General features: G+C 63.2%; 16 protein-coding genes, 3 tRNA genes and 1 pseudogene. 11 read left to right on the top strand and 9 right to left on the bottom strand.

The window, feature by feature from the left end; genetic code table 11:
* Positions 1–14: 14 nt before the first annotated feature.
* From A9G05_RS11975 to A9G05_RS11950, 3 genes are all read left to right on the top strand, one after another.
* The gene (locus A9G05_RS11975; protein WP_069561192.1) at positions 15–1,676 is read left to right on the top strand and encodes a hypothetical protein; all 1,662 of its coding nucleotides are present in this window, start codon (positions 15–17) and stop codon (positions 1,674–1,676) included.
* Positions 1,669–7,521: an LPD38 domain-containing protein gene (locus A9G05_RS27225; RefSeq protein ID WP_139131137.1), complete on the top strand. Its 5,853-nt coding sequence runs from the start codon at positions 1,669–1,671 to the stop codon at positions 7,519–7,521. Before A9G05_RS11975 ends, A9G05_RS27225 begins: the two co-directional genes overlap by 8 nt.
* Before the next feature lie 169 nt (positions 7,522–7,690).
* Entirely contained in the window at positions 7,691–8,302 is a 612-nt protein-coding gene (locus A9G05_RS11950; RefSeq protein ID WP_069561187.1) for a KilA-N domain-containing protein, read from the top strand.
* On the opposite strand, the gene A9G05_RS26555 is transcribed toward A9G05_RS11950, so the two are convergent.
* The 8 genes and pseudogenes from A9G05_RS26555 to A9G05_RS11920 form a co-directional block, all read right to left on the bottom strand.
* Positions 8,271–9,419: a DnaJ domain-containing protein gene (locus tag A9G05_RS26555; RefSeq protein ID WP_083272553.1), complete on the bottom strand. Its 1,149-nt coding sequence runs from the start codon at positions 9,417–9,419 to the stop codon at positions 8,271–8,273. The two genes, A9G05_RS11950 and A9G05_RS26555, sit on opposite strands and share 32 nt — an antisense overlap.
* Before the next feature lie 11 nt (positions 9,420–9,430).
* Entirely contained in the window at positions 9,431–10,612 is a 1,182-nt protein-coding gene (locus tag A9G05_RS11945) for an ATP-dependent Clp protease proteolytic subunit (RefSeq protein ID WP_069561186.1), read from the bottom strand.
* A gap of 33 nt (positions 10,613–10,645) precedes the next feature.
* Positions 10,646–11,410 carry a hypothetical protein gene (locus tag A9G05_RS11940; RefSeq protein WP_069561185.1) on the bottom strand — a complete coding sequence of 255 codons (765 nt, stop codon included), beginning with the start codon at positions 11,408–11,410 and terminating at the stop codon, positions 10,646–10,648.
* Positions 11,411–11,476: 66 nt separating this feature from the next.
* The gene (locus A9G05_RS11935; RefSeq protein ID WP_069561184.1) at positions 11,477–12,145 is read right to left on the bottom strand and encodes an SOS response-associated peptidase; all 669 of its coding nucleotides are present in this window, start codon (positions 12,143–12,145) and stop codon (positions 11,477–11,479) included.
* 385 nt (positions 12,146–12,530) lie between these two features.
* A pseudogene (locus A9G05_RS11930) lies at positions 12,531–12,821 on the bottom strand (integrase); the annotation flags it as partial.
* A 42-nt stretch (positions 12,822–12,863) separates the two neighbouring features.
* Positions 12,864–13,376 carry a GNAT family N-acetyltransferase gene (locus A9G05_RS11925; protein ID WP_069561182.1) on the bottom strand — a complete coding sequence of 171 codons (513 nt, stop codon included), beginning with the start codon at positions 13,374–13,376 and terminating at the stop codon, positions 12,864–12,866.
* A gap of 228 nt (positions 13,377–13,604) precedes the next feature.
* Positions 13,605–13,736, bottom strand: coding sequence for a hypothetical protein (locus A9G05_RS28430; protein WP_338135439.1), 132 nt, complete (start codon positions 13,734–13,736; stop codon positions 13,605–13,607).
* A gap of 237 nt (positions 13,737–13,973) precedes the next feature.
* Positions 13,974–14,216, bottom strand: a complete 243-nt coding sequence (locus A9G05_RS11920) for a hypothetical protein (protein ID WP_069561181.1) — start codon at positions 14,214–14,216, stop codon at positions 13,974–13,976.
* Positions 14,217–15,057: 841 nt separating this feature from the next.
* On the opposite strand from A9G05_RS11920, the gene uvrY reads away from it, so the two are divergent.
* The 7 genes from uvrY to A9G05_RS11885 all read left to right on the top strand — a co-directional run bounded on the left by uvrY (position 15,058) and on the right by A9G05_RS11885 (position 19,249).
* Positions 15,058–15,702 carry a UvrY/SirA/GacA family response regulator transcription factor gene (gene uvrY, locus A9G05_RS11915; RefSeq protein WP_069561180.1) on the top strand — a complete coding sequence of 215 codons (645 nt, stop codon included), beginning with the start codon at positions 15,058–15,060 and terminating at the stop codon, positions 15,700–15,702.
* Entirely contained in the window at positions 15,702–17,525 is a 1,824-nt protein-coding gene (gene uvrC / locus A9G05_RS11910) for an excinuclease ABC subunit UvrC (RefSeq protein ID WP_069561179.1), read from the top strand. The genes uvrY and uvrC overlap by 1 nt, the downstream gene beginning before the upstream one ends.
* 33 nt (positions 17,526–17,558) lie before the next feature.
* A complete protein-coding gene (gene pgsA, locus A9G05_RS11905) occupies positions 17,559–18,119 on the top strand; it encodes a CDP-diacylglycerol--glycerol-3-phosphate 3-phosphatidyltransferase (RefSeq protein ID WP_069561178.1) in 561 nt (186 codons plus the stop codon).
* A gap of 68 nt (positions 18,120–18,187) precedes the next feature.
* Positions 18,188–18,263: transfer RNA gene (locus A9G05_RS11900), tRNA-Gly, on the top strand.
* 43 nt (positions 18,264–18,306) lie between these two features.
* Positions 18,307–18,380, top strand: a tRNA-Cys gene (locus A9G05_RS11895).
* A gap of 191 nt (positions 18,381–18,571) precedes the next feature.
* A tRNA-Leu gene (locus A9G05_RS11890) sits at positions 18,572–18,658 on the top strand.
* A gap of 156 nt (positions 18,659–18,814) precedes the next feature.
* Positions 18,815–19,249: a hypothetical protein gene (locus A9G05_RS11885; RefSeq protein WP_069561177.1), complete on the top strand. Its 435-nt coding sequence runs from the start codon at positions 18,815–18,817 to the stop codon at positions 19,247–19,249.
* 16 nt (positions 19,250–19,265) lie between these two features.
* Here the strand turns inward: A9G05_RS11885 and A9G05_RS11880 are convergent, their stop codons facing one another.
* Positions 19,266–19,874 carry a TetR/AcrR family transcriptional regulator gene (locus A9G05_RS11880; protein ID WP_069561176.1) on the bottom strand — a complete coding sequence of 203 codons (609 nt, stop codon included), beginning with the start codon at positions 19,872–19,874 and terminating at the stop codon, positions 19,266–19,268.
* 84 nt (positions 19,875–19,958) lie between these two features.
* On the opposite strand from A9G05_RS11880, the gene A9G05_RS11875 reads away from it, so the two are divergent.
* Positions 19,959–20,837, top strand: a complete 879-nt coding sequence (locus tag A9G05_RS11875; protein ID WP_083272552.1) for an oxygenase MpaB family protein — start codon at positions 19,959–19,961, stop codon at positions 20,835–20,837.
* Positions 20,838–20,909 lie beyond the last annotated feature (72 nt).

Below are 20,909 nucleotides of genomic sequence, written 5' to 3'. Positions count from 1 at the left end.
AGGGAGCACCCCACATGGCTATTCAGAATCCGTACAAACCCGGCTCGATCGCTGGCGATACGCCGCTCGCTACCCAGAAGTCTAAAGGCATTTCGCCTTTGCCCGGCATCATGCCCATCGGGGCGCCGTCTGCACCTTTCAAACTCCCGGACCCGATGCGTATGGACGGGGGCTTGCTCTCGCGTGACTCTCAGGCACAGACCAAGCCTTCGCCGTTGCGCATTGATGGTGGCATCCAAGGCTATCAGCCGCCGCCTCCGGAACAGCGATACGGTATCGGCGATAGTCCGGTGTCTGGCAACCCCGCGCGAGCCAAGGCCATGCAGGCTCAATACGAACAACCCGTTATGAAGGGGATTCCCCAGGGGGGTATTGGCGGTGCGCCAGTTCAACAAGAGCAGCCGAAAGATAGGAGCCTGCTGAGAGGTGTCGCAGAGGGCGTCAGCGACTACGCAACCGGCCTGGTGAACACCAACGTCGGGGCGCTTTATGGCTTAGTGGCAGCCCCCTTGGACTGGACGCGAAACGCCATCACCTCGATTGCGGGCGGTGATCCTAACTCCCTGCCAGGGGGCTCTACATGGCATCGTGATACCGCTTTTCGTCAGTTCGACACTGGCGTTGAGCAGCTCAGCAGAACAGGCCGGGCTGCTGGCGATGTCGCGCTGACGACCTTGGGTGCCACCCGCCGTGATGGCTCCGACCCCTCGACTCCCCATCCTAAAGGTATTGGAGGGTCGTCACCGACATCGGTCGCCCAGAAGCCGGTGCAGCCTCCCTCTGAGGAGGGAATTTCTCTGCCCGCAGCAGAGCCCGTGAAGGCTGCGCCCAATGGAATCGGCGGCTTCGGCGAAACCGGCATTGCTGGCGTCGTCGGCCGGCGCGGCGCCAACGGTGTCATGGAGTTCTCCAACGACCCCAACGACGTGGCAGGTGCCAAGGGCAAGGCCGGGGGCGGCATCGGCGATGGCATCGGTACGCTCAGCATCATGAGCGGTGGCGCCGAGGGCATGCAGCGCAACCTGGCCGCGGCGGAGATCATTCGGCAGACCCGTCGTGACAACGCCGGCGGTGGACTCTCCATCGTCGGTGACTCCACCCGTGGCCGTGGCCTTGACCAGCAGCAGGCCGAGCGCGTTGCCAGTGCCAACTGGGATCGCCAGCAGCAAGCGAAGCTGGAGGCCCGGCAGGCAGGCGGTATCGCTGGGGGGCTGGACCAGTTCTTCAACAACCAGCTGCAGCGGCAAGCCACTGAGCAACAGATTGCGGCGCGCGGGCTGGAGTTGCAGAAGCAGGAGCGGCTCAACGGGCTGCTTGCAGGGTTGGACGATCCGAACAGATCGCCAGAAGAGCGGGCTCTGCTGCGGGAGACCTACTTGCAGATGACCACCCCGCTCAAGGATCAGCGCATGGTCAGCATCGGCGAGACAGTCGATCCGGCCACCGGCCAGGCGATCAAGAGTCCGATGCTGGTGGACCTGATCAAGGGCACCAGTACCCGTATCGATGGTGGCCAGCAGGCCCAGGCTATGACGCCTGAACAGCTAGCTTCTTTCGATGAGAGCAGCATCGAAGCTGCAAGGGCTGTGGCGAAAGATCCCGCGAAAATTAGAAAGATCAACGAACAGAGAGCCGCTCTCAGGCTGCCTCCCGTCCCGGAGGTTACCAATGGCTGACGATTACGATGCGCTTGCTGACATTCAGAGCAGGATGGCGCGCAAGCAAGCCACGCTCAGCGGCGAGTTCGGCAAGGGGATTGCCTCCGGCGTTGACGCACTCCAGGGCTCGCTGTACGGCCTGGCGGGTGTGGTTGGCGATGTAGTGGCCGAGCCCGGGCTGCGTGACTGGGGGATCGCAGGCTACCTGCGCAATCAGGATGAAGCACAGCAGAACCCCGCCCTCGTCCAGCGAGTCGAGGACGTGGGCAGCCTGAAGGATGCCGGACTCTACGCGGCACAAGGGCTGGGCCAACTGGTGCCGTTCGCCGCCAGCTCGATCGCGGGCGGCGGCATCGGCGGGGCGGCGGCACGGGTGGCGGGCCGATCGGCTGCTGAGGGGATCGTCAAAGGGGGGATCGCCCAGGGGCTGGAGCGTGCGGCAGCAGAGCGCGCAGGCCAGGTTGCTGCGCGCGAGATGACCGAGCGAGGCATCCAGGCCGGGCTGGCGGGCACGTCCATTGGGACGGAGCAGGGCATCATCTACGGCGACATCTACGAGAAGACCGGGCAATACGCCCCAGGCACCGCCCTCGCCTATGGAGCCGCCGCGGGCGCACTGGATGTGGTCCCGGAACTGGGCCTGCTCTCCAAGGCGATGCGGCCCAGCAAAGGGCTCCTGCGTGCCGCAGGGCAGCAGGCCGCAACCGAGGCCGCAACGGAGGCAGGGCAGACGGCTGTCGAGCGCCTGGCAGTGCAGCGCGTCGACCCCAGCCAGGAGGCGTTCAACGCGGAAGGCCGGAGCGAGCTGTTGAACGCGGCCATTCTGGGCGGTATAGGCGGCGGCATTCTCGGCGGTGGCGTCGATGCTGCGGGGCGCATTGCCCAGCGTGCCCTGCAGGCACCTGCCTCGCCGGCAGCCCAGCCGCCCACTCCGGAACCGGCGGGCCCGATCAGCCGCTCCGCTGCGCTCCTTCCTGGGCCAGCACCGCTGGCGGCCTTGCCCGCGCCTGACCCGGTGCTCTACGGAGACTCCAGCGGCACCATTCGCGACACCGGCCCGGTACGTGACGTGGACAGGGAACAGCGCCCGGTGCCGGGTCGTGAGCAGGCCCAGCCTCGTTCGCCCTTCGGCGGTGGCGGGATCGATCAGCCTGTGCCGCGCGGCGTGGTGCCGTTGTCCGGTGAGCTGATCCAGGCGCCGCCGCCGGCCGTCCGGGAAACCCCGCCCATGGCGGTGCGGACCTTCGACGCCAGCCCGATCTACCCCGGCCTGCCGGATCTGCGCCCGGAGGCGGTGGTGGTGGACCCCAGTGGTCAGGCGTCGTTCGCCCGGGTGCCCACCCCAAGGCCAGTGGAGGACCAGGGGCCGAGCTTTGGCGCGGGCATGGACAGGCAGGCGCAGCCGGCACAGCGGCCGGTGTTCAGCGAAGTGCTGCAGCAGGCGCGCCAGGCACAGGGTGCGCTGGACGCCAAGGCCCTGGCAGAGCGGACGGGCGCAAGCCGGGCGATGGCGACTCGGGCGCTCGCTGGCGCAAAGGTAGAGCAACAGGTCACCGCAACCGCCTACAAGAGCGTGCCCGGCGCCAACAAGGCGCTGAGGAGTCTGCCGCTGCCCGACGAGTTCGAGGTGGTGAAAACCGGTAGCCGGCAGTGGGCGGTGCAGCGGCGCCCCGTACAGGAGCGTGCATATGTTGATAGTGGGACAGGGCCTGTTGATGAGCGAGCAGCAGGCGATCAGGGTGCTGCGCCGTTCCAGCCGACTGACCCGGCAGGAGTACCGAATGCTGAAGCAACGCCGCAAGCTCCCGCAGTCCAGCCAGTGGAAAGCGGAGCTGGTGTTCCTCCTGCAGCTGCGGGGGCCGACGGACAGCGTGCACTGAATGAAGTGCCGGAGGCTGCAGCCTCGGCGCAGCAAGGCGACGCCAGCGTAGCGGGTGAATATCAGCATGGCCGGCACGGGGCCGTCCGCGCCACCGTTACGCCTACTGCCAAGGGTTTCCAGGTCGAATGGGGCCCTGACGATGTGCAGCAGTTCAAGGGCAAGGCGGCAGGCGAAAAGGTCAGGGCAGCGCTGGAGCGCGAAGGTTTCAATCGCGTAGAACAGCAGGGGGCCAACACCAATTATTCCCGTGGCGCCTATCGCATGGCGGCTCCGAGGGTCAGAAAGGTTCGTGCCGAAACACTGGCCAGGTCGATTGGTGGGATGGTTGCCGGCTGGAAAAATGCTCCTCAGGTCAATGTCGTCCAGTCAATTGATGACCTTCCGCCGCGGCTCCGCCAGCAGGTGAAGCGCGATGGTGCTCTTGATGCCGAAGGACTCTACGATCCAAAGGGCGTCTACCTCATCGCCGACAACCTCACCAGCCTGCAGCATGCTGCATTTGTTCTCCAGCACGAAGTAATCGGCCATGCCGGCCTGCAGGGAGCCTTCGGCAAGCGGCTGAGTCCGCTGTTGCTCAGCATCTACAAGGAGCATCCAGCTCTGCGTTCGTCGGCTGATCGCCTGCGCGATCGGTTCGGCTACGACAAGGCGTTGGCTATGGAGGAGGTCCTGGCCGACCTCGCCGCTGCTGGCCGCCTGACTGAGCAGCGCTTCTGGCCGAGGCTGGTTGCTGCTGTCCGCAATGCGCTGCGCGACATCGGGTTCAAGGTGCGTTGGACCGACCAGGACATCGCGGCCCTGCTGGGCACTGCGCGGCGCTTCATCGAGAAGGGCGGGGACAAGGGCACCGGCGCGCTGGTACAGACCTACTCCCGGGAGCCTGGAACGGGGCTCCCCGCTACGCTGGAGAAGGAAATCGACGAAGTCTTCAGGGGCAAGACACTCACCAAGCCCCTGTCCCTCGGCGGAACGCCTGACGTGCTGAAGGCACTGGGGGCTGCCGATGCACCGATCAACATCACCGAAGACACGCTGTGGAAGGCCGTGGACAAGCACAGCCTGACGCCCAGGGATGTGAAGGCCGCCCTGGCTGCACTCGGCGAGCCGGTGATGGTGTTCGATTCCGCTACTGCGCCGGACGGCCTGGTGGCGCTGGTGGAGACGGCGAGCCGTGGGCGCTCGGTGGTGGTGGCGGTGCACATGAACCGCGCGGAAAGGGTCACCGTGAACCGGATCGCCAGCATCCACGCCAAGGACAGCACAGGCTTCATCAGGCAGTGGATGGAGACCGGCTTGCTGCGATACGTGGACAATAAAAAAGCCGATGCTTGGTCCAAGGCTAGAGGGCTCCAATTGCCCAAAGCGGGACCAAAACATCGGCTCGGCAAAAAGGTACTGCGTCCGGAGGACATTGGCAAGGAGGCGGGTGACGTGCGGTATAGCCGCGCAAGCCAACGGGCGGCCGACTTCTTCGACCAGGTGACCAACCGTGGTGAGGTGCGTTTCCCGGAGCACGCCACCTCGGCCCAGCGGGATGCGCTCGGCAAGATCGGCGCCTTCATCCGACAGGAACCGCTGGCCAAGACCGCGCGAGCGCTGTCCGAGCGCTGGAAGGAGAAAGTCATCCAGGGCGTGTTCGACCAGTTCGCGCCGATCGCCAAGCTGGACCAGGCCGCCTACATGCAGGCTCGCCTGTCCAAAGGCACGGACGGAGCGCTGGAGGCCACCTTCTTCCATGGCCGGCCAACGATCACCGACGGGGCGCTGGACGTAGAGGCGGACGGCCAGGGCTTGCGTGGGGTGTTGGCGGAGCTGAAGGGAGAGCACGATCTCTTCTTCGCCTGGATCGCCGGCAACCGCGCCGAGAAGCTGGCCCAGGAGGGGCGCGAGAACCTCTTCACCCCGGATGACATCGCAGCGCTGCGCTCGCTCAACCAGGGCACCATGGACGATGGCCGCAGCCGCGCGGTGGTCTACCGCGACGTGCTCAAGCATTTCAACGCCTACCAGAAGGCGGTGATGGACGTGGCCGAGCAGGCCGGCCTGATCGACGGCAGCAGCCGTAAGCTCTGGGAAAGCGAGTTCTACGTCCCGTTCTATCGGGTGATGGAGGAGGGGGATGGTACCGCCGGCCCTGGCCAGATCGGCGGGCTGACCGGGCAGAAGGCCTTCAAGAAGCTCAAGGGCGGCAAGGAGCCGTTGGGCGACCTGATGGCCAACACCCTGGCCAACTGGTCGCACCTGCTCTCGGCATCCATGAAGAACATGGCGGCGAACAAGGCGCTGCAGGCTGCCGAGCAGATGAACATCGCCACCCGCGTGCGCGAGGCGGAGAAGGGCAGCCTTCGGGTAATGGTCAACGGCAAGGAGCGGCACTACCTGGTGGACGATCCCCTGGTGCTGGACGCACTGACGATGCTGAATCACCAGGACTGGAACAACCCGGCCATGAAGGCTATGCGTTCCTTCAAGCATGCGCTGACCGTGGGGGTCACCAGCAGCCCCGCGTTCCGCGCCCGCAACCTGCTACGTGACAGCATCTCCTCGATCGCCGCCAACGACCTGGGCTACAACCCGCTGAAGAACATGGCCGCGGGCTGGAAGGGAACCGGCAAGGACAGCCCCACGCTGCACCGGCTGCTGGCCGGCGGCGGCGCTGTGCGGTTTGGCTCGTTGAACGATGGCGACCAGGCCACCTACGCGAAGCGCCTGATCAGTCGGGGTGTCGACTCCAGCCAGATCCTCAACACCCCCGCCAAGGCTGCCAAGGCGCTGCGCAGTGCCTGGGACAAGTACCAGGAGATCGGCGACCGACTGGAGACGGTCAACCGTGCGGCCCTCTACGAGAAGCTGCGCGCCGAGGGCAAAAGCCACCTGGAGGCCAGCTACGCCGCCCGTGACCTGATGGATTTCACCTCGGCGGGCAAGTGGGCCAGCGTGCGCTTCCTGACGCAGATCGTGCCGTTCATGAACGCCCGCCTGCAGGGGATGTACAAGCTGGGGCGCGGTGCCTCGGCAGATCCGCGCCGCTTCCTGGCAGTCGCCGGCGCGGTGGCCATGGCCTCGACCCTGCTGTTCCTGCTCAACAAGGACGACGAGGAGTTCAAGCAGCTGCCGGACTGGGTCCGCGACACCTACTGGTGGGTACGTATCCCGGGTACCGAGAAGGCGCTGTACCTGCCCAAGCCCTTCGAGGTCGGGGTCATGGGGTCGGTGGCCGAGCGGTTGACGGAGCTGGCACTCTCCGGGGACGACTACCAGGCCGGCGACTTCGCCAGCACGGCTGGCTCGCTGTTGTGGAACCAGCTTTCCATGAGCCCGGTACCGCAGGCCTTCAAGCCCCTGATGGAAGCCGCTTTTAACTACGATAGCTTCCGCGACCGCCCGATCGATAGCATGGGCCAGGAGCGGCTGCCGGCGGAGGAGCGCTACACCGCCAGGACCAGCGCGTCGGCCGTGGCCGCCGGGCAGTTGACCGGGATCTCGCCGCAGCGGATTGAGCACCTGGTGCGCGGCTACTTTGGGTGGCTCGGCACCCAGGCGCTGAACACCGCCGACTACCTGACTCGCGGCATCACTGATCTCCCGTCGAATCCGAAGAGCGACCTGACCAACCCGGACAACTGGACGCTGTTCGGGGACTTCGTGAAGGCAGCCGACCCGGGCAGTGGCAGCAAGTACCTGACCCGCTTCTACGAGATGCAGCATCAGATCGACCAGCTCTACGCCTCGGCCGGCGAGGCACGGAAGGTGGGGGATCTGGAGCGTCTGCAGCAGCTGGCTGGTAATGAGATGCTGAAGCTGCGGCCGGTCTACCAGGCCGCCAACCGGCAGATCACCGCCATCAACCAGCGCATCAAGGCCGTGACGAATGATCGGTCACTGGGCGCGGCGGAGAAGGCGGAACTGCTGAAGCAGCTGAACGCGACCCGGAACCGGGCTGCGCAACTGGCGGACGAGCGGGGGCGGGCAGCGGGCTGAAAAAGGGGGTTGCCCAGGCACGCCAGTGACATAGCGTCGAGCGGGCTTGGGCAACCAGGTCGGCCTCTCTGCAGGCCGCAGCAGGCTAGGTTCGCTACCGAAAAGGGATGGTCTACTCCCGCCTACGCCCCTGCCTGCTGACCCTTCTTCTAGGCGGAGGGAGAAACCGATGAACAACGTCATTCCGTTTCATTACCAAGGGCAGGCTATCCGTTTCAACCGCGATGGATGGATCAATGCCACAGCGGCGGCGGCCGTATTTGGCCAGGAACCGCGAGATTGGCTGCGGCTTCATGAAACTGAATGCTACATGCGCGCCCTTGCCAAGCACCTTGGCATCCCGTTTGAGCCCAAGATGGTCGAGCGTAAGCAGAGCAAGAAAGTCCAGGGTGGCAAATCCGGTTTCCGCCCCGAATTGAGCAACTGCGCGGGTTTGGTCGTGACTCGCAGGGGCGCAGCAGCCAATGGCGGCGGTACCTGGCTTCACCCGAAACTGGCCGTTGCGTTCGCTCGCTGGCTGAATGTGGACTTCGCGGTCTGGTGCGACCTTCACATTGATGCACTGCTGCGTGGTGAGGCCGAGCCGCTGCAGGAGTTCGAGCGAGCCAGCGCTGTCTTTGCAGAGCGCAAAGCTCTTGCAAGCCTTCACGGCAAGGGGTTGGCAGCCTGGCGGGTCGAGAAATCCCCACTGAAGCGGGAAGTGGAGTACTGGCGGGAGCAGATGCAGCTCGTGCTCGGCCTGGATGAACCTACTTCGCGTACTTTGGGCCTACCTGGTTGACAGCAATACGGATCGCATCGGCGACGCTGTAGCCTTTCGCTATTAGCGAGTTGCGAACCTGAATGACTTCAGCGATCGCTGCCTGGTTGGCGTAGGGTTTGGTGTGATCCAAGAAAGGGAAATTGCGGTATGCAATGCCAAGCTGAATAGCAACGTCGACATCATATTCATCGTCCTGCTGTGGGGAGCCGTATGTGGTGCCAGAAGACACAGGAGGACGATCGCGCTCAGCCAATGAGGCTTCCCGTTTACTTATTAAATGATCCATCCAGGCGGATTCTCGCAGATTAAATAAAACCCCGTTCATTAACACGGCGACAACAGAAGCGGTGATGCATAGCGCCCAGCGTCCACTTGAGAGAGGTCTACAGGCAACTCGGGTTCCGGCCTTACTATCCCAGGGGGTGAGACCATTTTTTTTAAGTAAAAAATAACTGATTGGGTAAGTGATTATTCCGGCAAAAGGTATGCAGGCGCCTTGGCCAATCAGGTTCGCCAACAAGCTCCTCTCAAGTGCCTCATTTGCACCGGGCTTGTTGCCGTGCTCGTCTGTGATGTAGATGCCGAAAATGAATTTTCCAGGGGTCGTGGAGGCTTTGCGTACACAGAACGCTTCGATGATGATCGTGCCTACTGCCCCGATAACAAACCACTTCAATGGGGAGTCGCCAAGATAATCATTGATATTTTGGCCGAATAAGTGGTTTATGAAAGAGATAAATAATATCGATGCCGAAGTGAAGATCAATGTATCAACGAAACGCGCAAAGAAGCGACGCCACGGGTGCGCAGGGTGACTGTCTTGCTTGCCGTGATTTTGTACAGGAGGCTCCGGCGAGTGATTGTCGGCAGCACTCTTTTCTTTGGGGTCGCCATCAAGATTATCGCGCTGTTTTTTTAACCATGCGTCATACTCCGCCCTTGCCTTCGGATCGGAGAGCACCTCAAAAGCGCGGGTGATGATTTTAAAGTACCGCTCGGCCTTTACTCTATTGCTTGGGTGTTTGTCAGGGTGCCATTTTTGCGCAAGGGCTTTGTAGGCAGCCTTTACGACTTCCTGGCTTGCGTTTTCAGTGATGTGTAGGTTGTCGTAATGGGTTCGAAGCTTTACGTCCATGTGTTCTTGCTCTAATTGTTCCTTGAGGCGTTGGTGTACTTCGGACCAACTTGGTTAACAGCAGCCCTTATTGCCTCCGCCGCGCCGTAGCCTTGCGCCATCAGTGCGTTGCGGACCTGCAACACCTCGTCAATCGCTGCCTGGTTCGCATCGGGCCGCTCGTAATCGAGGAAGGGATAACGGGCGTAAGCCTCCCGCAGTACAGCTGCCAGCGCGGCGCCATCTCCATTCGCTGTAGCGGCCTTGCCAGCGTACTTGGGCCCCACCTGCCGGACTGCCTCACGTATCGCATCGGCGCCGCTGTAGCCCTTGGCTATGAGTGCGTCACGCACCTTGACCACCTCGTCGATAGCCGGGCGGTAGGCATACGGCCTGGTGTGGTCGAGGAAGGGAAAATCCCGGTAGGCCTGGGCGAGCACGGCTTCCATGGTGCTGTCCTGCTGCGGCTTCTGGGAGGGTAGGTACCCGGTACTGAAGACGTGCTCCACGCAGGCATCGAAGGTCTCGACGACGTTGGGGCATTTGTCGGCGACAGCCTTTCGCTTCAGGTATTCGGCTTTGTTGATCCCGTACTTTGCAGCGCTGGCAGAGTCGACGTACTCGTCTTCTACTGGGTCGCCACGGTTGAGACCGAAGTACTCCAGTTCGTTGAAGTCAAGGATCCGCATCTGCTCCGAAGGAACTTGCACCATGGCATCGTAAAGCCTGTCGGACAGGTTCATGTCCCGCAGGAACTCCTTTGCTTTGTCCTGGGTAGCGCGGTAGTTCTCTTGGATTTGCTGAATGTCGAGCTGCCCTATCTGAGGCGTGTAGGGGCGATGGATGCCGACTTCCCCGCTGACTAGTCGCGTCGCCCCGCCCGCGAGCAGAAAGACGCAGGCGCTGAGGCAATGCCCCTTGGATGGGACGCTCACCCAGGCCCTCATCTGGCGAATCGTTCGGCCGGCAGCGATCGCAGCGTCGACACTTCCACCGTGCGAGTTCAGCGTAATGGCCGGCCGGCTGAGTTTGCGTCCGTCCAGGAATTGGGAAATCTGCGCGAGGGCGGTGGCATCGGCATCGGTGATTTCACCGGATATCAGGAAGCACCCTGCAGGCGTCGAGCAGTCAGCAACCTTGGTGACGTCAGCAAGGGCGGCGCCCGATGTGAAAGCCAGGGCAGCAAAGAGGGGGGCCAGGCGGCGAGGTTTCATTGTGAGACTCCATCCTACACGGGGCGGAGGCTATCACTTCGGGCTTGGCAGTAGGAGGGGCTGGATAGGACCTTGCGGAGTGGAGCACGGTGGCGCCTTCCAGCTAGGGGGGAGTGACCGTTCGGTGAGGCCTATCCCGTTGCAGCTGGGGCAATCCTCGCGGAGAGAGAATCTACCGCTGCATGCCGGGCAGGTGCGAAATTCCGACCATCTCAGGCGCTTTCTGTACAGCTCCACCTGCAACTGATCGCCTGCCTCGATCGCAGCCAGCAGCAGCGCTGCCACCACCTGGTGGTGATCCGGGTCGGTGATGAGGGGCACGATGCGGCCCAGGTGGAAAAAGCCGAGCGGCCGAAACTGGTAGCGGCTGCCGTTCTGGTGGTGGAACTCCAGGCCGTACACCGGGCCCACCGGGTCGCGCCGGTCACGCATCAGCTGCAGCTGACCATTCGCATCATGCAGTGCTGTGAGGTGGTTCAGCTCTGGCCGGGTACCGGCGCTGAGGAATCGGCGCTCCAGGCGCCCAACCGGGCCGCCATTGGATGCATCCAGTACGGCATATACACCGGCCATCTCCAGCGCGTCCCCTGCCGTGCGCTCGACTGCGTGGGTGTGAACGGCCAGCACCTCGTCCCGCATGTCCAGGTATTCGGGCGCCTCAATCACTCCATCCCGCAGCAGTTCGTCTGCCGCCTGTAACTGCTGGCGCCGCCAGCGCTCCGGGTCGCCGTAAATTTGGGTGGGGTAGCGAAATGCGGCTTGGTACTGCCGCAACCGTTCGTCGATCTGGAGGTGCATGGCGCCGACAACATAACTGGATATGCATCCAGTATGTAGCTAGCGCCCCGGTTCTCGCCAGTGGCCTCAGATGAGAGGCGAGGGCAGGGGCTCGATCAGTTGCGGCCCCTGGTTGCGCACATTGCCCACGGCGCGGTCGACGCGGTACCACTCGAATGCCTCCGGCCCCTCTCCCTGGCGCATCATCTCCTCGGCGCGCTCCTTGGGCGTGGCCGGGTCCAGCCACTCCCGGGCCAGCTCCGGTGCGAACGCCACCGGCCGGCGGTCGTGCACGTCCACCATGCCGCCCAGGGCATCGGCGGTGATGATCACGAAGCCGTCGTCATCCTGGGGCTCGTCGTGCACCTGGCCGATGGAGGCGCAGAAAGTAGGGTTCCCGTCACGCCTGCGGATGTAGTACGGCTGTTTCTTTGGGCCTCCCTCGTCCACCCACTCGTACCAGCCCGAGATGGGGCACAGCATGCGGTGCGGCCAGATAGCCCTGAAGAACGGACCATGTGCGACCTTCTCGGCCCGGGCGTTGATCGGTGCGGCTCGGTCCTGCGCCCAGTGTGGCCGCCATCCCCAGCGCACCGGCGCCAGCCGTCCACTTGCTTCGAGCGGCAGCACCATATGCACCTGGGTGGTGGGCGCGACGTTGTAGCGAGGCTCCGCCTGGGCCGGCGGCTCGCTGTGGATGTTCAGCAGGTGGTGGATCTCGCTCCAAGACATTGCTTGGACGACTCGGCCGCACATGGTCGGTACCTGTGGGATTTGGGCTGTTAGAGGGTAGACAAAAGGAATGGGAGAGGGTGCCCAGAACGGGCGTGGAGGGAGGAAAACCGGTCCAAGAACTCGGAGCCGGTATTCAGTAATGACGCGGGTTACATAGCACTAGGTATCGAGTCGATTTTGGGACTGATATAGATGCCAAAGGCGCTAAATTCCTGCAATCCTGTGGCGGACTTGAAAACCGCCGATGGGAAACTGTCCGTGAGTTCGAATCTCACCGCTTCCGCCATATTCAAAGCCCTGATTTATCAGGGCTTTTTCATTTCATGTCGGCGGTATTCGCTGCGCGTTGCCGTCAGTTTCCGGCTCGGTGTTCCGAAACTTTTCGGAATTCGTTCCCAAACTCTGACTATTTCGAGGGCTTGGCGATGGCCCCAACCCGGCGATAGACGCGCTCCGTCAGCTCCTCTCCGGTGTGCCCAAGAAGCCGGCTCGCGTCCTTCGGGTCGGTGATCTCGCTGGCTGTCTTGGGCCGGATGTCCCGGAACTGGAACATACGAATTGCGGCCGCCAGCCCTTCGTCGTCTCCCTTCTGCGCCTTCGCAATCGCCTGGCGCCTGGCCTCGTCGGGCCGGTTGCGCAGCATGCTGCTGGTCAGCCTGCGGCCGTCCTCGGTAGTGATCAGATAGGACCCGCGCAGGCGTAGGTGGCCACCAGGGAGGCGCAAGGGCGAGGCAGGCGCTCAAGTCGCCGGGATATGTGAATCGGTGGGGGGAGATTCGGGAGGTGTTGTGACAGGCTCGGCCGAGAGGGATTTTTCCATCACGATGGTGCACTCCTCGCCGTGGAGCTCGTCGCGGATCTTCTCGTAGCCCAAAGTCCTGTAGAAGCCCTCTGCGGTGATGGAGGACGGAACGCGCAGTGCTTTGATGCCCGCGCTGGCGGCCCTGGCATGGATTACATCCATCAGCATGCGCCTAACTCCCCGTCCTTGATGCTGAGGGGAAACGAAGACGCTTCTTACCGCTGTGCCGTGCAAGCTGGCGGTAGCCACCAACTGCCCGTCGAAAGATGCGACGAACACCCAGCGCTTCGCCATGAGGTCTTTGACATTGGCAGGGGAGAAGCTGGTCTCGACCTGTACGATGACTTCCGGCGGGTAGTCCCGTGTGTTGGACTCCCGCAAGGCCGCGATAATGACGGTGCTGATGGCTTCCGCATCTTCAATGCTCGCGCGACGTACCTCGTAATCCATAGTGGTGGATCCTCCTTCAAGACTGACGCAAGTTGTGACCAGGCTTGGGACAGGAAGTTACCGGTCGAGGGTTAGCGTCCGTCAGATTCTGCGCTCGCGGAGCTTCTGATACTCCCGCTCCACTGCCCTTTTCGCATTCGCCTTGCTCGCATACAGGTGCCGCAGGCGTTTGGGCTTCTCCTGGTCGCCGGCGGTGACGCTGGCTTCCTTCCCCGTCTTCTTGACCCGTTAGTAGGCGATCACGCTGTTGTAGTCGCCGGGCACGTCCTCGTACAGCGCGTCCACCAGGTCTTCGGGCAGTTTGCTCTCCAACTCCAGGCTGGTGGTGTAGCCGCCGCTGGCGGTGAGGCTGTGTTGCACGTTGCGGCTGCCAGACGATGACGTTGATCGCGTCTTTACGCCCAGCAGGGTGTAGGTGAGTTCTGGGATGGGGCCGGCCAGTCCTTGGCCAGTCTGTAGCTGAGGCTGGCGCTGCAGGTGGCTCCACTCGTTGCGGGCGGCGCGCAGTGCGTCGGTCTTTGAGGTTGTCGCCGCCGTCGGCCACCAGGTCGCGGTGCTGGTCGCCGTCGGCGCGGGTGCCAGATGAGGCTGACTTGGTCAGCCTATCGTGTGATTCTTCGCTTCGTCCTGAGCGGCCTCATAGAGCCGGGCGGCATCTTCGGCGAGGTACTCCAGGCAGGCGAATGCGCCGCCCAGCAGTTCGGGTGATGGCGTGCCGTGGTCGGGAATGTTGGACAGGAAGCCGAGCATGCCGAGCAAGGCGCGTTGGCGCATATAGGCCGCTTCGTAGAGGGTCAGGTGACGGAGATCGCCAGGAGCATGTAGGAATGAGGTGGGCATGGTGTCGTTATCTCTTGGAGGACGAGAAACCGCGTCCTGACGCCAATCAGGGAGGGCGGGCCGTGCAGGTTGGCGTACCGTCAAGAGAACCGGTGCATCCGAAGATGCCCTGCACGGCCCTCCCATAACTTGGGTGCGACCATGCCAGGAGCCTGGCTTTAGCCATGCTCCTTCCCTTGTGCGGGACGCCAATCCCGACTGCCCAGGTTGGGCAGCGCAGCAACGTTAGGGGGTGGGGAAGGGGGTGTCAATCGGCAGCGGCTCGGGTCTATCGAGGCGCTGCGGGTTTTCTTTTCAGAAGTCGATGGCGTAGTTCTCGATGTGCCCCCAGCCACTTCAGTTACTGTGTCATGGCTCTGCGGTGGCGGCTCGCCGGTACCTTGCGGCGATGATGTTGCCGGCCGGGCAACGCTGGCCCTTTCGTGGCTGCGCTTCCAATGGCTTTGCTCTTGCTTTATTGACAGCCGTGATTTTGGGGCGCCCGTCGGTCTCTTCATTTCCTAAAGCGCGATGGCATGGCGATAGACGATTTCTGCGCTCGGCGCTTCGGCAGTTTCCGGTCTGCCCGTAGCCGGTCGTCAAGGCGCCTGACTCGCCCTGTCAGGGCGTCCTACGCTGAAGTTCCGGGGGTGATTTTCCCTTTGGTGAGGGCGCGCGCTACGGCGGACCCCTTCGGGGGTGATAGGCGGACTCGATTGTCAGTCCTTGCTGCTTATGTTTTCCTGGCGCTTGTGATTTGACGGTGGCGGTCGCGCTAGGTCTGAGCGCTCCGACTTGCTAATGTATCGGCCTTTCCATGTGACGCTCCCCAGTTGGCGGGCGGTGCACTGCGAGGTGTCGCTTGATTAGGGTACTGGTGGTCGATGACCACGATCTGGTTAGAACAGGCATCAGCCGCATGCTCTCGGACATCGATGGGCTGCAGGTGGTGGGACAGGCCGAGAGCGGCGAGGAAGCGCTGAAGAAGACGCGCGAGCTCAAGCCCGACGTGGTGCTGATGGATGTGAAGATGCCCGGCATCGGCGGTCTCGAGGCGACGCGCAAGCTGCTGCGCAGCTACCCCGATCTGAAGGTGGTGGCGGTGACGGTGTGCGAAGAGGACCCGTTTCCTACCCGGCTGCTGCAGGCCGGTGCGGCGGGCTACCTCACCAAGGGCGCTGCGCTTGAAGAGATGGTCCAGGCGATTCGCCAGGTCTTCGCCGGGCAGCGCTACATCTGCCCGCAGATTGCCCAGCAGTTGGCGCTGAAGTCCTTCCAGCCGCAGACAAGCGGTTCGCCGTTCGACCTGTTATCGGAGCGGGAAATCCAGATCGCGCTGATGATCGCGAACTGTCAGAAGGTCCAGACCATTTCCGACAAGCTGTGCCTGTCGCCTAAGACGGTGAACACCTACCGCTACCGGATCTTCGACAAGCTCTCCATCTCCAGCGATGTCGAGTTGGCTCTACTGGCGGTTCGCCACGGCATGGTGGATGCCGTCAACTGATGCAACCCACATTCGATGCAAGTGATTTTCTTGCCGCCTGCAGCGGGCGTCCGGGGGTTTACCGGATGTTCGACGAGGGCGGCAAGCTGCTTTATGTCGGCAAGGCCAAGAACCTCAAGAAGCGTCTTGCCAGTTACTTCCGCAAGACCGGCCTGGCGCCCAAGACGGCCGCCCTGGTGGCCCGCATCGCGCAGGTCGAGACCACCATCACCGCAAACGAGACGGAAGCGCTGCTGCTGGAGCAGACGCTCATCAAGGAATGGCGGCCGCCTTACAACATCCTGCTGCGGGACGATAAGTCCTATCCCTATGTGCACCTCTCCGATGGCGAGTTCCCGCGGCTGAGCATCCATCGCGGGGCGAAGAAGCAGAAGGGGCGCTACTTCGGGCCTTATCCCAGCGCGGGGGCCATCCGTGAAAGCCTGAACCTGCTGCAGAAGGCGTTTCTCGTGCGCCAGTGCGAGGACAGCTACTTCCGCAACCGCACCCGGCCATGCCTGCAATACCAGATCAAGCGCTGCAAAGGGCCGTGTGTCGGCCTGGTCGAGGCGAACGAGTACGCCGAGGACGTGCGCCATTCCGTGATGTTCCTGGAAGGGCGGAGCAATGCCCTGGCGGCCGAGCTGACCAGCAGCATGGAGCAGGCGGCGATGAACCTGGAGTTCGAGCGGGCTGCCGAGTTGCGCGACCAGGTGTCGATGCTGCGGCGCGTGCAGGACCAGCAGAGCATCGAGGGGGGCACCGGCGATGTCGATGTGGTTGCCGCCATCGTCAACCCGGGGGGCGCCTGTGTGCATCTCATCAGCGTCCGGGGTGGGCGTGTGCTGGGCAGCAAGAACTTCTTTCCGCAGGTGGCGATCGAGGAAGAGGTGGGGGATGTGCTGGTGGCCTTCATTGCGCAGTACTACCTGGGTAGCCATGAGCGCGATCTGCCGCAGGAGCTGATCGTCAATACCGTCCATGAGGATTTCCCGACGCTGATCGAAGCCATCGCCGAATCACGCGGGCGCGAACTCAGCATCAGCCACCGGGTGCGGACCAACCGCGCTCGCTGGCAACAACTGGCGGTCACCAACGCCGAGCAGGCCCTTGCAGCGCGCTTGGCCAACCGCCAGCACATGGCGGACAAGTTCGAAGCGCTCGGCGAGGTGCTCGGCCTGGCAGAGCCGCCGCAGCGGCTGGAGTGCTACGACATCAGCCATTCCAGCGGCGAGGCGACCGTCGCATCCTGCGTGGTGTTTGGCCCGGAAGGGGCGCTCAAGTCCGACTACCGCCGCTACAACATCGAGGGCGTGACCGCCGGCGACGACTATGCCGCGATGCACCAGGCGCTGACCCGACGCTTCAGCAAGCTGAAGGATGGAGAGGGCAAGTTGCCGGACGTACTGCTGGTGGACGGCGGCAAAGGCCAGCTGGCCATGGCACGGGAGGTGCTGCAGGAGCTGGCAGTGCCGGAACTCATCCTGCTCGGTGTGGCCAAGGGCGTGACCCGCAAGCCGGGCTTCGAGACGCTTTACCTCAACGGCCCGGAGAACGAATTCACCCTGCCGGCCGATGCGCCTGCGTTGCACCTGATCCAGCAGATTCGCGACGAGGCGCACCGCTTTGCCATCACCGGCCACCGTGCGCGACGCGGCAAGGCCCGTCGGACCTCCAGTCTGGAAGAGGTGGCGGGGGTAGGACCGAAGCGTCGGCGCGAGCTGCTCAAGCATTTCGGTGGGTTGCAGGAATTGAGCCGCGCCAGTATCGAGGAGATCGCCAAGGCGCCAGGCATCAGCAAAAAGCTCGCCGAGTCGATTTATGCGGCCCTGCACAGCGAGTAGAATGCTCCCCTCTTTTTCGGTCTTGCTGTGACGATGAATATTCCAAACCTGCTCACCGTTCTGCGTGTTCTGCTGATCCCCGTCTTCATCCTGCTGTTCTATCTTCCGTTTTCGGGGAGCCACATGGCCGCAAGCGCGGTGTTCGCCGTTGCGGCTGTTACCGACTGGTTCGATGGCTACCTGGCGCGTCGCTGGGAGCAGAGCACGCCGTTCGGGGCCTTCCTCGACCCGGTGGCAGACAAGCTGATGGTGGCGGTGGCACTGGTGCTGCTGGTCGAGGAGCACCACACGCTGTGGCTGACCTTGCCGGCTGCCATCATCATCGGGCGGGAGATCGTGGTTTCGGCGCTGCGGGAATGGATGGCAGAGTTGGGCGCGCGTGCCCAGGTTGCGGTCTCCAACCTCGGCAAGTGGAAGACGGCGGCGCAGATGTTGGCGCTGGTCATCCTGCTGGCCAATCCGCCGGTGCTGAGCTTCTGGGTGGTGGTGGGCTTCCTGCTGCTGATCATCGCCGCCGCGCTGACACTGTGGTCGATGCTGCATTACCTGTTGGCCGCCTGGCCGCACCTGAGCACCGAGCCGAAAGATAAATAAACTTTTTTGAATCAAGGGGTTGACGGCTGCTAATGATTCTATAGAATGGCGCCCGTCACCAAGACAAAGCGGGAATAGCTCAGTTGGTAGAGCACGACCTTGCCAAGGTCGGGGTCGCGAGTTCGAGTCTCGTTTCCCGCTCCAGATTGTCGTGAAGACGCCGCCTCAAAGCGGCGTCTTCATTTAAGGCCGGATGGCAGAGTGGTCATGCAGCGGATTGCAAATCCGTGTACGCCGGTTCGATTCCGACTTCGGCCTCCATATGAGAAGCCCCGTAGATTCGCGTCTACGGGGCTTTTTCATTTCCGCAGCGTGTTGGCGTCCTCGTTGTGGCTGGGCTTTTTTGCTGTCCGGTCATGGCCTTGCGAGTGCTTGCGTGCGGGGGAGGGGGTGTATATATTCCTGCCCTCGCAAAAAACGGGGTTCGGCTCCGTATTTCATTGAGCGCTACCGCCCGAATGGCGAAATCGGTAGACGCAAGGGACTTAAAATCCCTCGCTGGCAACAGCGTGCCGGTTCGACCCCGGCTTCGGGCACCATATAAATCAAGGGCTTGCACGATTCTTTCGGGCAGGCCCTTGTTGTTTCTCGGTACGCAATTCGGGGGGCAGTCCGCACTTTTTGATGCCCGCCTGATGTGAAAAGGCCCTGCGCTTATACTCCCGGCCTTCCGATACACGACAGGGAAGTGAGTTATGCGGGATTTCATCAAGGCCCGAAGCCTGGATATCGCCATCGGTGTGATCTTTGTGGTCGTGTTCGCAGCGCTGATTGATATCAGGGGCGACGTACTGTTCATCGGCCTCTGGTATTACCTGGCGGTCATCGGGGGTGCGTTCGTTTCGGCAGTGCTGGCCAATCCCAGGCCATTTTTCGCCGGTGGCGCCGTTCTGGCTGCAGGGCTCAGCCTTGCGCTCTATGTCTGGCTCAACTGGCATCCCAACGCCAGGAGCGGCCTGTTGGGGATTGCTCACCTGTTGTCGCTGCCGGGTGCCGCCGTTGGGGTCGTGGCGCTCGGCGTCGTGAGTCGGCGGCGCAAGTGGCGTCGTGAGTCCAGGCTGTTCTCCGCCGGGTTCCTTGGCTTCTTCCTGGGGTTTGTCGTCAATCAGGTCGGCCTGTTCCTGGTTTGACGCGCAGTTCGCGCGCTCACTCCGCTTCGCCCAGGCTCTTCACATAGGCCGCGAACATGTCGCTCAACGCCCCGATCAGTTCGGCGCGGGTGAGCGGTGGGTGAGGGTGGCTCATGAAGCGGATGATGGTCATCAGCGCGCTGTTGATGACCACGTACAAGGTGGGCAGCGGGTTCTCGATGGGGATTTCCCGTAGGTGGCGCAATAGGTAGAGACGGCAGAAATCGAACAGGTGCTGTTCCATCTCGTCGACCACCCTCAGCGTGCGCAGGTCCTGCCAGTGCCGTGCGAGTTCCAGATGCAGGCTGGCGTTGCGGTCGAGGAATGCGAATACCGCCTGCAACAGCCGCTCCACCGCAGCGTGAACGTCGTCCGCCAACAGGGCCGGGGCGTTGTCGCGGATGACGCTCACCAGGTCCTGGCTCATCCGGTCGAGCAATGCCTCGACCAGCGCCTCCTTGCAGTCGAAGTACTGATAGAGCGAACCGACACTGACCCCGGCCTCGGCAGCGATGAGGTTGGTGCTCAGGCGTGGCAGCCCTTCGCGCGCGATGACCCGGGCGCAGGCTTCCACCAGGTCGGCGACCATCTGTTGCGAGCGTTGCTGGCGGGGCTGCTTGCGCATGGCGGGCTCCGGACGCGAATTGAATGCGAGCGGATAGTCGCATTAGCGTGAAGGCGTTTCCAAGCACCTGCCGGAGCCGCCTTCATGCACGCACCTGATACCGCTCAACCCGTCCAGTCGAGTCCCTTGGGGCCGGATTCCCTGATCTGGCGCTACTTCGGTGACCTGCGTGGCGTGCTGCTGATTGGTCGCACCGGCATCCTGCAGAACATGCACCCCGGGCTGGCTGCTGGCGTGCTCCAGCATTCCGACCTGTTCGCCAACCCCTGGAACCGCTTGCTGCGCTCCATTCCGCCCATCCTCGGCGTGGTCTACGACGGTGAGAAGGCGGCCGGCACCGCGCGCCAGGTGCGGTCCTTTCATCGTGACATCAAGGGACGGGACGGACAGGGGCGCCCTTATCACGCCCTCAGCCCCGAGCTGTTCTACTGGGCCCACGCCACCTTCTTCGAAGCGCAGATCGCCTTGCAGGAATGGCTTGGCACCCCCCTGGACGAACAGCAATGCGAGCACCTCTACCAAGAGTCCATCCACTGGTACGCCCTCTACGGCCTGCCGATGGGGGAGGTGCCGGCGAACTACGCAGCCTTCCGGGTGTACTGGCAGCAGATGCTGGAGCAGCGCCTGCAGGCGACGGAGATCACCACCTGGTACTTCGGCTCGACCGGGCGCCTGCCCGCGCCCTATCCCTGGATGCGCGGCCCGCTGTGGTGGTGCCTGCAACCCCTGCTGGTGGGTGGCGTGCGCTGGGTGGCGCGGGGCACTTTGCCGCTTGTGCTGCGGGAGCGGCTGGGGTTGCGGTGGACGGCATCGGATCAGCGCCGGTTGCGGTTGCTCGCCGGCGTTCTGCAGGTTGCCTGGCGTGGATTGCCCTGGGAGTGGGGCTATTTCCCCCGGGCGCGGCGTGCGATACGACGTGCGCGCAGGGCTGCCACCGAAGAGCACCCGGCGCCCCGGGCTTGACTGCCCCGGCGTGCGGCGGACAATTCGGCCTCACGTTTCGCGGCCAGGCAGTGCCGGCCGCCGCACCGAGCA

Source organism: Pseudomonas sp. ENNP23, assembly GCF_001728945.1.
GTDB lineage: Bacteria > Pseudomonadota > Gammaproteobacteria > Pseudomonadales > Pseudomonadaceae > Metapseudomonas > Metapseudomonas otitidis.
The sequence above is the reverse complement of the archived record's forward strand: the minus strand, read 5'-3'. Positions and strand labels throughout refer to the sequence as shown.